Annotated in this window: 10 protein-coding genes; 2 read left to right on the forward strand and 8 right to left on the reverse strand. The window is 49.0% G+C overall.

Going from position 1 to position 13933, the window contains the following annotated elements; genetic code table 11:
• Positions 1–241 precede the first annotated feature (241 nt).
• Positions 242–700 (forward strand): HlyD family efflux transporter periplasmic adaptor subunit, encoded by a 459-nt coding sequence (locus tag PJE062_RS03110; protein WP_247643101.1) that lies wholly within the window; start codon positions 242–244, stop codon positions 698–700.
• Positions 701–1401: 701 nt separating this feature from the next.
• On the opposite strand, the gene PJE062_RS03115 is transcribed toward PJE062_RS03110, so the two are convergent.
• Together PJE062_RS03115 and PJE062_RS03120 are read right to left on the reverse strand one after the other, a co-directional pair.
• Positions 1402–2817 (reverse strand): serine hydrolase, encoded by a 1416-nt coding sequence (locus tag PJE062_RS03115; RefSeq protein WP_157039030.1) that lies wholly within the window; start codon positions 2815–2817, stop codon positions 1402–1404.
• Between the two features lie 355 nt (positions 2818–3172).
• A complete protein-coding gene (locus PJE062_RS03120) occupies positions 3173–3742 on the reverse strand; it encodes a GNAT family N-acetyltransferase (protein WP_083793208.1) in 570 nt (189 codons plus the stop codon).
• 232 nt (positions 3743–3974) lie between these two features.
• Here PJE062_RS03120 and PJE062_RS25750 point away from each other — a divergent pair, with 232 nt between their 5' ends.
• Complete coding sequence (locus PJE062_RS25750) at positions 3975–4685, forward strand: TetR/AcrR family transcriptional regulator (protein ID WP_008546324.1); 711 nt, start codon at positions 3975–3977, stop codon at positions 4683–4685.
• Positions 4686–4804: 119 nt separating this feature from the next.
• On the opposite strand, the gene PJE062_RS03130 is transcribed toward PJE062_RS25750, so the two are convergent.
• The 6 genes from PJE062_RS03130 to PJE062_RS03155 form a co-directional block, all read right to left on the reverse strand.
• The gene (locus tag PJE062_RS03130) at positions 4805–8590 is read right to left on the reverse strand and encodes an autotransporter-associated beta strand repeat-containing protein (RefSeq protein ID WP_008546793.1); all 3786 of its coding nucleotides are present in this window, start codon (positions 8588–8590) and stop codon (positions 4805–4807) included.
• Positions 8591–8641: 51 nt separating this feature from the next.
• A complete protein-coding gene (locus PJE062_RS03135) occupies positions 8642–9349 on the reverse strand; it encodes a hypothetical protein (protein WP_037035855.1) in 708 nt (235 codons plus the stop codon).
• Between the two features lie 969 nt (positions 9350–10318).
• On the reverse strand, positions 10319–11077 hold the full coding sequence (locus tag PJE062_RS03140) for an ABC transporter ATP-binding protein (protein WP_008546664.1): 759 nt from the start codon (positions 11075–11077) through the stop codon (positions 10319–10321).
• The gene (locus PJE062_RS03145; RefSeq protein ID WP_037035857.1) at positions 11074–12033 is read right to left on the reverse strand and encodes an iron chelate uptake ABC transporter family permease subunit; all 960 of its coding nucleotides are present in this window, start codon (positions 12031–12033) and stop codon (positions 11074–11076) included. Before PJE062_RS03145 ends, PJE062_RS03140 begins: the two co-directional genes overlap by 4 nt.
• Positions 12008–12961, reverse strand: coding sequence for an ABC transporter permease (locus PJE062_RS03150; protein ID WP_008546364.1), 954 nt, complete (start codon positions 12959–12961; stop codon positions 12008–12010). The genes PJE062_RS03145 and PJE062_RS03150 overlap by 26 nt, the downstream gene beginning before the upstream one ends.
• Before the next feature lie 59 nt (positions 12962–13020).
• Entirely contained in the window at positions 13021–13929 is a 909-nt protein-coding gene (locus tag PJE062_RS03155; protein ID WP_008546478.1) for a siderophore ABC transporter substrate-binding protein, read from the reverse strand.
• Positions 13930–13933 lie beyond the last annotated feature (4 nt).

The following is a 13933-nucleotide window of genomic DNA, read 5'->3' on the forward strand; positions in this document are numbered from 1 at the left end:
CATTTAATATGTAAGTAGCAGATAAATCGATAAATATGAATGCAAATGCAGTTCCGATTACATTTAAATACATATTTCATGTGCGCTATATCATAGGTTGTAGGATTTATTATTATTTACTTTTACGTAAGGTATAACTAACTACATTAAGCTCATTGAGGCGATTTGTACGTTCTATGAAATCATATGCCACTTACAACGGCATGATAAATGGCGAGTAATACGCTACCAGATTGCCGAGCTGGAAGAACAGGAAGTTGCCGCTGAGGACCGCCTCAAGCGCATCGACATCCGCGCGCCGCAATCCGGCTATGTGCACCAGCTTGCGGTTCACACCGTGGGCGGCGTGATAGCACCGGGCGATACCTTGATGCTGGTGGTACCCGAAGACAGCGAACTGGTGATCGAAAGCCGGGTGCAGCCAATTGATGTGGACCAGCTGCAAGTGGGACAGGACGCCTACGTGCGCCTTACCGCCTTCGACCAGCGCACCACACCGGAGCTGAGCGCTGCCGTGCTCAACGTCTCTCCGGATCTGACCCGTGATGAGGTCACCGGCGAGCCGTTCTATCTGGCACGCCTGAAGATCCTGGAGAGCGAGATGCCAAAGCTCAACGGCCAGACCGGAGAACGCACCGTCCTCTCCTACTTCGTAAAACCTCTACAGGACCAAATCGCACACGCGCTTAAGGAGAAGTAACGAAAAAACGTGTGGCTAGCTCAAAAAATTCGAACCTATCGGAAAAGCGCATAATGACGAATAGTAAAGGTAAGACAGCGGTTTAGATCTTTCACTTAGTTGAATATCCGCAATAATCAGGTGAATTGCTAGAAAGGATTGGAGAGCTGCCTCTTTCCAGTTCCCCAGATACTAAATCTCGATTTTCTCTGAAATTGAGAAAGCATCTTTCAGGTCGATCCCAATGTATCCCATAAGATCTTAGTTCTGGCCTTACGGACGAGATCCAATCACTTCAGGACTATTCATTTACTTGGACAAGGTTACTCTGGTTCCATCTGTAATCTCAAGCTGAACTGGCTTGCCGGTCTTACCCTGTATAATCGATGTACTCTCTTTAACCCGCCTAGCAGAAAATACATCGACAACTTTTAAGTTTACGAGATCACGACCACTCCTCCATGCCATCCCTCACCCACCTCATCGAGCCAAAATTGTCGTATGCAAAAGATGGGTTTGAAATCAGTGTCTACAAGGCGGCAGTGTGATGATTACTCGGAGCATATTTAGTATTTCAGGGGCCATAATTAGGTATGTATTAGTTGCTGTGCGAGGTGAAGGCCGCTTCTGGTTGCAGCTATAACGCCCTCGATATGAAGCGTGCGATAATGGGTGCATAACTGCGCCCTTTAACTATGTTAACTCTCATCAAGCGTCCAAAACTAGCGCGGCATGGCAGCCAACATCGGCACAATCTCATCACGCGTGATTAGTAACGGATTGATTTGGCGGCTGTTGCTGAAGTTTCTGCTGGTAAACACAATGATTGAGTTCAGTTTGGGAAAGACAAACAAGAACTGTCCTCCATTCCCCTGGGCCTGGAAACCCTCAAACAGCTCATCTTCTACCCAAAAATCGTGCTTCCACCAGAGGTATCCGTAGTCGGGAAAACCTAGCCGTTTATCGGTAGTCGTTGCATGCTTAGTCGTGGAAGCTTTAACCCAGTCAAAGGAAACTATCTGCTCACCCTCCCAAGTCCCTTGGTTTAAGTAGAGCTGTCCAAGTTTCGCGAAATCACGGCTTGTTAACTGAACCCGATAAGGAACATCACTCCGGTTAAGAAGCCTGTGTGTCCATTGGTAGTTTTGAATACCCAAAGGCTCAAACAAGTATTTCTTCGCAAACTCATCGAGCGGCATACCACTTGCATTCACAATAGCTTGCCGCAGTGCAATTTCCCCGATGCTCGAATAAGAAAATGTAGTGCCGGGCTCATTAATCATTTGCAGAGCGAACAGCTTACGTATCCAATCTCCATCACTTTGATAAATCCTGTTTTCATTTCCAGGAGAGCTTTTATTCCAATCGTTGGCATCAAGACCTGATTGCATGGTGAGCATATGTTTTATCGTAATAGCTGCTTTACGGGGAGCTCTTGCAAACAACTCCCCATACTCAGGCAAGTACATAGAAATTGGGCCATTAACACCAGAGATAAATCCTTGTTGGAGCGCTATTCCAACCAAGATTGATGTTATGGATTTGTTTGCTGATCGCCAGTCATGCAAAGTGTCAGCTGTATGCTCATAGAAATATTCTTCTACCAGCACCTTGTTGTTTTTGATTAAGATAAAGCTATGTTGCCACTTGAACTTAGGATCGTTTACAAAGCGCTCAACAATTGTCTTTATGACCTTTGTATCGATGCCTTCACTTGCTGCTTCTCCAACAGGCCAGCCATCTTTTCTTAAAGTTGGGAGTGCATAAGAGTAAGTATACTCACCCAATATCGCATGCGGTCTTGGTGTACTGAAATCATACCAAAACAGGCCAAAACCAATCATGAAGACCACCATGGCCTTGCTCGGTAGCAAAGCTATTGCCGGCCAACTTAAGTTTGCCTTGGCCCTCAATCGGTTCATCCCGAAAGTTATGGCTGTTAAGAGCCCAACACCGATAGTGTAGATCAGAATAAAACTAGCAAGATTTATATAGGTCTGCGTGCCGCTGGCATCCGTAACCAGTGGTATTAGTAAACCACAGACGGTAAAGCCAAGAGACGTCCAGAAAAGTAGTTTGCGACCATCAGACATAAACTTTGAATATCCTAAATAAATCAAAGGTGAAACCTTGACCAAGCATCAGTATCCATCACTTCAAACGCATATTGAAAATGCTGGATCAGAAGGCGCTCGTTTCTAGAACTGAGAAGCTTCAAGCTTAGTTGAGATGCGTGCCCAAGTGTGCCTCTTTCTTCTCGGACACCGCTGTGCCCTTCTCAAAAGAAACGCCAGGCCTCGATGTAAAGCCAGAGGAATGCGTCGTTCGGACTTGATGAGACTAACTTCACGAGTACTAGTAGTGTTGGCCACCAGAGGAACCAACCGATCATTTTCAAGGACTTAAACATTAATCAACGCCTGATTACCCAGCACGGTAAAAGAGAGCATGCAAGAAACGCAATCGAAGCTTTAGACATCTGTGGCGTTAATCTCACGTGTCGTCCTCATATCGAAAAACTAGATCCTCGGGATCTTCCCTGGGAGCATTGATGTCGAGGGTTCCGTGCAAGCGTTCAGCAAGTCTGCAGGACTCTGCGTTTTCAGGATCAATATAGCTAACAAGAGTTGGCAATCTGAGTTCTTTAAAAGCCCAACACTTTAAAGTTTCTGCTGCTTCATAGGCATATCCATTGCCTTCAAAGCCTTCATATACAAACCAACCTAGTTCATGCTCAGGGAAGAACGGCCCAGCATTTATGCCGACCTGTCTGACACAATGTTTAGAACTACGATCCTCGATCATAAGCGCACCATGGCCTAATAGTTTCCATTGAGCTACGTCGTGGCAAAAGATCCCCCAAACAAACCTTTCAGAGACTGGGCCTCCCATAAAGTGAGATCGAGGTGACTCCATTAAGTTCAGATATGCTGGCCAGTCATCCATGAGAGGAGATCGAAGTATGAGCCTCTCAGTTTTAAGATATGGAACAGTGAACTGTTTGAAAGATTGGTAATACTCAGGTTTTGTTTTGGCCTTGCAATATCCGGCCAGGGTATCCATTTTTCGCATCAATCAAGCAACTCTCAGCATCGCATTTATGAAATGTGTCACGACTTCAACCTCAACTCAAAATTGGGGCTCTGGCACAGCAACATTGGGGGAACATGCTGTGCCAGAAAGTTGTATCCATCACTTTGGCAGGCAAAGAGCTTTGCCATGTGAGGTAGCCAGGATATAAAACCGACCGTGGGTCCGTATAAACAGACCAACGGTCGGTTTCAAGGGAATTTTTATGAAAACACCTGCACGCAAGAACATGCGCCCAGAAGACAGACGAGCTCAGCTATTGGATTGTGCGCAAATCCTGTTTTTCTCCAAAGGCTTCGAAGAAACAACAATGCAAGATGTATTGGAGTTCGCAAACGTATCAAAAGGTGGCTTCTATCATCACTTCAAATCCAAAGAGGAGCTACTATTTGGAGTTTTAGATCGTTTGGCTGATGGCGTGCTCTCTCAAATGGCCGTTGTTGTCGCAGACGAGACGTCTTCAGCAATTGATCTCTTGCACAACTTCACGCACTTGCGGGCAAATTATTTGCGTGAACATGACTATCCTGCACAAGTGGAAATCTTCCGGACAATGAACCTCGATCGCAATCTTGCTTTGCTTGAACAGTTCAAGCGCCGAGTGCGCGTAGGTGCGACACCAATTCTTTCAAAAATCCTGCAAAAAGGTCGAGAAGAAGGAGTATTCAATGTCAAAGACGTTGAAACAGCAGCCGAGCTGATCCTTCATATTAGCAATTTCCTGGATTTTGCTCTCACTCGAGCTATAGATGCGCGAGGAACAGAGAATGCAAAGTTAGCAGGCGAGAAACTACAGTCCGCAATCGACCTACAGTTTTTGACAATAGACCGAGTGCTCGGCCTACCAGACGGCACCACCAACTTTGGTTGGCCAGATGCTGTCAAAGCAACAATGGAAACAAAGCCTGCTGGTTAGATCAACACAAATGATCTGAACAAGAGATGGCGCTACTTCGACCTAAACTCAAAGTGGCTAACAAATTGGGCCGTATTATATAGTTTCCCTTCCATTTCTGAGCGCACTTTTTTCTCAACTTAGAACAGCACGAACAGCCTTGCGTTGGCGCCGTGGTCTACGGCTTCGTCGGCAAGGAGGCCGTAGTAGTTTATGTTGAGTTGGATGTGATCACTGAGGTTGGACTGAAGGCCGGCTTCGATTAGGGCCACGTTGCGGGCAATTGGTACGCTGGCAACCGTGAATGGGATACCGCTGTCGATGAAGCTTTGGGTGTAGTCCAGTGTGTCGGCGGAAGAGTATTGCCAGGCTGCGAGGCCGACAAAGCTTGTCTCACCATACAGGTAGTTGGAAAGATCAAACTCGCCGCGTGTTCCCAGTGTCAGGAAGGTGAGTCCGTTGGACTGTCCATCTGCTTTGAGAGCCGCCGCACCGCCGGTTTCGTTGAAGCCAGGACCAGAGAGATAAGCGTAGGCGATACCGGCGAAGGGCTCCAGATTCCCGTAGGTGCTTTCCAGTGTGTAACCGAGTTCACCAAAAACCTGTACGGAGCCAGCAAACTGGTCAGCTGAAAGTGTTTCTTCCGGAAAGAGAGCAACATTGCGATCAGTTGCGATGTTGTACCATGTGCCGGCAACACCTCCGCGCAGTTTGACATTGTCGATCGGATTAGCGCTGGCGTACCCGCCCACACTGTAGCTGTCGCTGTCCGAAGACGCATCGATTGAGCTGATGTCGATGGAGGTTCTGCCGAAGCCCGCAACCACACCGAGCTGCACCATATTGAAGTAGGTCGCATCAATACCAACCAGAACACCGCCCACACTTCTGCCGGAGGTCCGGGCATTGCCGTCTGAGAAGAATTCCCCCCAGCTGCCATAGGCTTGTCCCCACATCGCAAAGTCGCCAACGGTTCGGGAAACCATGTCATCATCCATTTTGGATGCAAAAGCACTGTGTGCCGTATAGAGACGATCATTTACGGCCTGCCGCAGGAACCGGCTATCAGCAAGGAGGATGGCGCGGGTTGAAGCGTTGATTTCGCCGGCGAGTGGGTTGAGAAGAGCTTTAATTTGCGCGTTGTTCATCGATGCAAGTTGTGTGAATAAGTCACCGCTCTCGTTGATGGTATCCAATGCTTGCGTGACAGCATGTTCGTTGCGCGTATCTGCCAGAAAATTGAAGTTGTTTGAGCTTCGGATGAATTGGATCGCAACATCATTTGCATCTCCTGGGATGCCATAGATAACGTTGACATCGAGCATGAACATGTCGTGGTTGACTGAACTGAATGTGCTAGTCGGAGGCTCTGTTCCCGGAGTGGAGAGATTGTCAATAATAACGAACTCATCGCCGATTTTGACGGGTGTTGGGCCCATTACGTTAACAAGATTAAGCGCAATGCCATTCAGATCCACGCTTCCGCCCGCGAGGATCTGGATTTGATCTGTATTTACCATTCCAGATACTGGGTCTGAGCCGATCTCCATTTCCAGCGCGCCTCCAGCGCCTGTTGCGTCCAGACTGCCGAGCGTGAGGGTACCAAAGGAGGCGCCGGGAGCAATGGTGCCACCGTCAAGTGTAACACTCCCGTCAGCAGTTCCGTGCCCCCCAAGGCGAGCGTCTGCATCAACTGTAAAAGTTGACTCAACAGATGCAGCGCTAAAGTCCGTTGCATCGCCAATCAGCAACGTTCCTTCCTGAACTGTCAGACCTGCCACAAATGAGTTACTAGAACTATTGAAGGCGAGAGATCCGGCGCCAGTTTTGGTGAAAGTTCCCGTACTGGTCACAGTGTTCGTAAACTGCAGAGCTCCACTGCGATCCAGCACTTCGACAGTAGCTCCAGCTGCTCCTACTGCGAGCGCGCCATAGCTGTCTGTTCCTACGCCACTATAGGCCAGCGTCGCCCCATTAAGAGTGGTGGTTCCTGTTCCCAAGTTCGCAACCTGTGAAACTTGCAATGTTCCCGCAGAAACAGTCGTCCCATCGCTATAGGTATTGGTGCCGGATAAGATAAGTGTACCCGCTCCGGTCTTGGTTAAACTACCCGTGCCCGATAGATCCCTAGAAAGCGTCACAGCCGCTGCAGCATTGGCCACCTCTAGTGTGCTCGCACCAGCTCCCAAAGCTACGGTGGTTAGAGTAGTGTCGGTACCTGCAGTATAGCTCAGTGATGTTCCATTAAGCAGAGTGGTTCCAGTACCCAACTGGTTGGCAGCCGAGATCGACAGCCCGCCGCCATTGACGGTGATCACGCCGGAGTAACCGGAGTTATTACCTGATAGGGTCAAAATACCAGATCCGGTCTTAGTCAGAGCACCAGAGCCGGACAGGTCTCCGCTATAGGTTCCGCTTGTCGCTTGAGTAAGAGCCACAGCAGCCCCGCTGGCAATCAACATATCTCCCTGAATGTTAGAGCTATCACCTTGCAGTGTACCTGCTGAAACAGTTGTTCCACCACTATAGGTGTTCGTCCCGGTAAGGATGAGAGTACCGGCTCCACTCTTGGTTAAGCTGCCCGTACCCGAAAGACCGCTCGAAACCGTAATACTCGCCGCACTATTGCTGATATCAAGCGTGTTGTCAGCACCACCTAAAACCAAATCAGAGAGCGTGACAGCGCCTGTTCCTGTATAATTGAGGGATCCACCGTTGAGTGTGGTTACTCCCGTTCCCAGGCGGTCCAGATCATCGACTTGAAGTACTCCACCTGTAATAAACGTTCCACCGCTGTAGGTGTTCGTTCCGGAGAGAACTAGCGTTCCGCTTCCATCTTTGGTTAGGCTTCCCGTCCCCGAAAGACTGCTGCTAACCTCAAGTACTCCCGAACTCTCAGTAACTTCCAAGGCGCCGCCTGCAGCACTCAAGACAAGATTGGAGTAAGTCGCACTCGCTGTTCCACTGTAGCTCAGCGTTCCACCATTAACAGTCGTCGTGCCCGTGCCCAAACTGCTGATATTATCAACCTGCACACTTCCGTCAGTTATGGTTATTCCGCCGCTAAAATCATTTGCGCCAGTTAAACGAAGAACGCCGGCTCCGTCCTTGGTAATGCTTCCTGTTCCTGTCAGCCCGCTTGAGATTGTAAAAGTTGCAGAGTTCTCCGAGACCTCAATTGTTCCGGCACTACTGCCAATCGTTAGTGCAGAGTATGAGCCATTTGATGTGTCGGCATATACAAATCTCCCGCCATTAAGGACAGTAGAGCTATCATCGAGTTGATCGATATCTGTAACGCGAAGCGTGCCACCCGTGATCGTGTTGGTTCCTGAATAAGAGCTATTGTTCCCCGTCAGCGTGGTTGTGCCGTTCTCAATGAGAACATCACCATCCCCAAAAAGCCCGGCACTGAACGTATAATCTGTACTCGTGTGATTGAAGACGATCACATCCCGGCCAGCGGTCAGGCGCACTTGGCTGCCAATGAATGTGCCAGCAGCAGCTGCTGCTTCGCCAGTTGCGGCACCAATGTTCAGCGTCCCACGAGCACCAGATTCCTGACCGAGGACCAGCCTGCGATTTCCGCCGGTAATCTCAAGAACTCCACCTTCAGAAAGTGTGATCACCGCACTGGCAGAACGGCCTGCCACAATATTGTTCGCAGCCGTCCAATTCGAACCTGCACCCGTAACAACAACAGAACCCGTACCGTTAAAGAGGCCAATTGTATTGCTCCCACGGGTATCAAGCGTCCCACCATCGGAAATGGTAACAGTTGCATCTTCCTGACGGCCAATGATTATATTTCCAGAAACAGTCCATATTGAATCCGCACCAGTGATCGTTACCGCCCCATTGCTGGTCGCAAACTCAGAAACAATGGAGCCCTGCGAGGTTACTGATCCACCATCAGAGATATTCAAGTTGCCACCCGCAGCCCCAGTCGCTCCAACAACAAGCTCATCAGAAATGTCCTAGGTAGACCCTGCTCCAGTCACATTTACCGTACCTAAGTTGTTCGATACGCCAAGTTGACCCTCTGTACTTGTAACGCTAGCGCCATTTTCAACATTTACGGTGCCAGTGCCAGCTATACCAACCCGCAAGCGATCACTGAGATCCCAAGTTGATCCTGCATCTCGAATGGTTACAACGCCCGTACCACTGCCACCATTGTTCTCGCCAACAGAGCTTTCACCAGTAATAAGCGCTCCGCCTTGCTCAACGATAAGATTGCCTGTTCCACCATTCCCAACAATCAAATCGGTATTAATGGTCCATGCAGACCCAGTTCCGGTAATAGTAGCTGTGCCTTGTGATCCAATCACCCCAACACGACCCTGTGTACTGGTAACTGTGGCACCGTCTTCAATATTGAAGATACCGGTCCCTCCGCGCCCGACGCGAATACCGCTACTTGCAGTCCAATTCGAACCACTGCCAGTCACTGTTACGGTTCCTGATGAGCCATTTGTGCCTAACGTACTTAAGCCACTGGTTAGCTCTCCACCTTGCTGAACTGTTAAAGTGCCAGCACCGTTATCACCAACGACGACTGTGCCACCAACATTCCAGGTATCTCCATGTGTGGAACCGGGCCCGCCAACCGTCTGGTTTGAGCCCAAGGGATTATCATCATCAATCACGGCCTGCGCATAAACGTCAGGATGGAACCATACCAATAATCCTAGTGCTAAAACTGACTGTCGAAAGCACAAGAACACCATTTACTGTCCATTCATTACGATTTATCAGCTTTCATTCTAGAAGATCTCCAGATAAGTTCACCGCAAAATAGGAAATTCATTAAATTAATTAACAATAAATTAATATTTATTAAATCGACACAATGATAAGTAATGAAAAATTACAATAGTGAAAATTAATTCATCTTACACATACTTGGCGCGTAAGATTTCATGCTTCATCCGTCTTTGATGATACCTAGGCAAAGTTAGTTGTTGTAATAGTGTAGTGCCTGACCCTTAAGCGCCTTGAAGTTATTTGGATGTGCGCGCTAACGCGGGTACCGGCAGTGTTCTCCTTATCTTCAGATTGCAAACAATCTGACTATTTATCGAGGCAGCGATTCCTCTTTGAAATGTCTTTATCACCTTAACTACTGATGCAGTTAGTTGCCTCAGATAACATTGCTTGTGAGCTGCAACATAGCCGGCAAGCAAAGTATTCGCTATATTGCAGAGGCGAAGGTAATGGGCTCTTGGCCATAAGTAGACATTCGGCTAGTTTAAATTAAATATTGAAGTATTTTTATCTATGGTGCTATTTTCTCCTTCTAATAGTCTTAAACCTTTACAGCAGCTTCCGAAGTTGCGTAACCCAAATATACGCAATTGAATTCATCGTTAACTTGAAATCCGTTCCAGTTGGGATCGTAGTAGATTGCCGAAAGAAAGGGAGAGTACTGTTTAATGCTATTATAATTATTTGTGCAGATTTGACCTGAAAGATCAACAAGAACGGCGCAGTCGTTCTCGTTTATATGACTTACTTCATGTTGGTGGAGTAAGTCATATAAGTGTTTGCTCGAACTATAAGATTGCAAGCTGTTATTTACTTGTTTCTAACTCTGTGATTTTCACCACTATATTTGGCTTCGTATCAGCAAGTTCAAAGTTCCCTACCTCCACTTACAAATGATGCAGCGCGACGCGCTGGCCTTGGTGCTGGGTAACTGTGATTTCCATGGCGTATAGAGACTTCAGGGCTTGGGTTTCCAGAACGTCATGTGGGGTTCCATGGATGGCGAGTCCTCCGTTTTTTAGGGCTATGATTTCGTTGGCGTAGGCGCCTGCGTAGTTGATGTCGTGGAGGACGATGACGAAGGAGCGTTGGCGGGCGTCGGCAATTTCTCGCAAGCGTTTCATGAGGCTACGGGCGTAGTACATGTCGAGATTGTTCAGGGGCTCGTCGAGCAGCAGGTACTTGGTTTCCTGACAGAATGCCATGGCCACGAGCGCGCGTTGCTTTTGGCCGCCAGAAACTTCATCAATGAACCTGTCCGCCATATCCTGAAGATCAAAATAATCGAGGGCTTCGTCTACGGCTTTGTGATCTTTTGCAGTTGGCCGTCCTTTGTGGTGAGGGTAGCGACCAAAACCCACCAAATCCCTCAGGGACATGCGGCTGCTTAAGGCGTTGTCTTGCCGCAGGATTGCGAGTGTCTTGGCTAGTTCTCTGGTTGGTGTCTGAGCGACGGATTTTCCGTCAAAGGAGATAGAGCCGGTTTGAAGTGGTTGAAGGCGGGCCATGAGGGAGAGCAGCGTTGACTTCCCTGCCCCATTTGGACCAATCAGAGCTGTAATGCCGCTGTCTTGAATGGTGAGCGAGATGTCGCTTAGGATCTTGCTCTTTCCATACCTATGAGAAACACCAGTTATTTCAATCATTTCATTTTCCCTCGGAAAAGAAGCAGTAGGAAGAGAAGGCCACCAAAGAACTCTACGGTTACGCTGAGCGTGGATTGGCTCTTCAGAATGCGTTCAAAGGCAGTCTGGCCAGTCACAAGAATGATCGCTGCGATCAAAATGGATGCAGGCAGAAGAATGCTGTGGCGATGCGTGTTCATAATGAAATGAGCTAGGCTGGTGACCAGCAAGCCGAAGAAGGCTACAGGCCCAACCAGAGCGGTTGAGACCGATACAAGCGTTGCGACCAGAACGAGAACGATAAAGCTTGTCCGCTCATAGCTGACACCAAGATTGATAGCATTGTTGCGCCCTAGTGCGATGACATCGAGAGTGTGTCTGAGACGCCAGATCACGATGCAGCAACCGAATACCAACAGAATGCTGACGCCCAATAGCTCCTTATCAACACTGGAGAACTGGGCGAAACTGGCACCTTGCAGGATGGCGAAGTCATTAGGGTCGATTATGCGCTGAAGAAAGCCCGAAAGGCTGCGGAAGAGCACACCAAAGATGATGCCGACCAACACCATGCGGTGGAGGTCCTGCTTTCCTTTACCCATGATTGTTGTGAAGAGAAGTGTTGCCGCAAAGAGCATGACACCCACTTCTGCAAGAAACTTCAGCTGTCCATCCAAAGCCACGTAGGTAAAGCCGCCAAGCGTGAAGACCAGCAGTGTTTGTACGAGCAGATAAAGAGAGTCGAATCCCATGATGGATGGGGTCAGGATGCGGTTTCCGCTGATGGTTTGGAACAGCAGTGTTGCAACGGAGATGGCGACCGAAACCAGCAATAATGCGAGGAGTTTGGTGCCACGGAACACCAAAAGGAAGCTCCAGCTGCCCTTGGCGCCAATGGTCATGAACGCGATGCAGGCCAATGCAAGCAACACGCCCATAATGATGAGCTTTTTAGCGTGCATGGGCTGGTCTCGCATAAAGCAGATACAGGAAAACAAAGGAGCCAATCACGCCCAGAACTGTGCCCACTGGAATTTCATAGGGAAAATGAATAAGTCGGCCAATCAGATCGCAGGTCAGCACGAGTAATGCACCGAGAACAGCCACCCAGGGCAAGCTCGCCCGCAGGTTATCTCCCATCATGCGCCTTGCAATGTTGGGCACGACCAGCCCGACAAACGGGATCATGCCGACAGTTACGACGATCAGAGACGTTGAGAGCGCCAGAATAAACAGACCAAGGATAACCACTTGTTTGTAGTTAAGACCCAGATTGATGCTGGCGTCTTTGCCCATGCCGATGATGGTGAACTGGTCGGCTACGATGTAAGTCAGTATTGCCAGAACCCCGCAGAGCCAAAGCAGTTCATAGCGGCCGCGCAGGATGCCTGAGAACTCGCCGCTCATCCATGTGCCCTGAAACTGGAGCATATCTGTCTGGAAGGCGATAAAGACGGTCAAGGCCTCCACTATGCCGGCGAAGATCAATCCAACAAGCGGCACAAGCAGAGGCGACGTCACAGGTAGTCGGGAGATCATTGCCAGAAAAACTGCCATTCCGATCATGGCAGTTGCAGCAGCCACAATCATCTTTACGATTAGAGGGCTCGCCGGATAAAGCAATGTGACCAATAAGATACCGAGAGCTGCACTTTGAGCCGTTCCGACGCTGGATGGCTCAACAAAGCTGTTGCGTGCAAGCATTTGCATGACGGCGCCTGAGACCGCAAGCGATGCGCCAGTCAAAACCACGGCCAGTGTCCGTGGGATTCGGCTGATGAGAAAGAGGTCGGTATTTTGTGGGTCTTGCCACCAATCTGTGATGGAGACTTCCTGAACACCTACAAACAGGCTGAAGCAGCAAAGAGCGAACAGAGCGACGATGGCAACGCCGATGTTTTTCATGGGGCACCGAGAGAAAGGCTAGAGCTGAGCAACGTTTGCCCAGCTCCTGGCTATAGTTGTTATTTATTAAAGGCTTCGAGCAGCTGATCGAAGATGCGTGTGGTGGCCTGATAGCCGCCTTGAGCAATGTAGGTTGCAGCTGGATCAAGATAGATCACCTGCCCCTTCTTCCAGGCTGTTGTGGAGGTCACCAGTTCATTGTCCAGAACCTGACGTGCATTTTCAGCATCGCTGCCGATTGCTGTTGCGCGATCCATAACCAGTAGCCAATCCGGATTTGCCTTCTGGATGTATTCAAACGAAATGGCTTCGCCGTGGGAGGCAACTGCAATTTCGGCCATTGCTGGCTCGATTTCCAGTTCATCGTGGAACCAGCCGAAACGTGACCCCGGGCCGAAAACAGAAACTTTTGGACCGTTAGTTAAAACAAAGAGCGCCTTGCCCTTGCCTTTAACCGCTGCTTTCACTTCACTCAGCAACTCATTGTATTTGCTGGTAAGTTCGGCAGCTTCTTTCTGCTTATTGAAGACCTTACCATATGCTTCCAGATGAGCAAGCAGCGTCTGGGACACCTCAGAGGCGCTCGGGGTCATATCGATGGTTGGTGCAAGCTCGGAGAGTGGTTTTGCCTGCTTGCTGGAACGACCGCCAACGATGATCAGCTCAGGTTCCAGAGCATTGATGGCTTCGAAGTCCGGCTCAAAAAGAGTGCCGATGACTTCAGCGTTGGACTGCACGCCATCCAGATAATCAACGTACATTTTATTGACGACGCCTGAGGGCTGCACGCCCAAGGCGTTCAGGTTGTCAACTGCGCCAATATCAAACACGACAAGGTTTTTTGGTGTGACAGTGACGTTGGCTTTGCCTGTTGCAGTGGTGATTTCTACCTGATCAGCAAGGGCTGGAGATGCGGCCATTGCTAGGCAAGCCAATGCAGCTACAGACCTTTTTACACGATGAAACATGTCT

The organism is Pseudovibrio sp. JE062, from assembly GCF_000156235.1.
Taxonomy (GTDB): Bacteria; Pseudomonadota; Alphaproteobacteria; order Rhizobiales; family Stappiaceae; genus Pseudovibrio.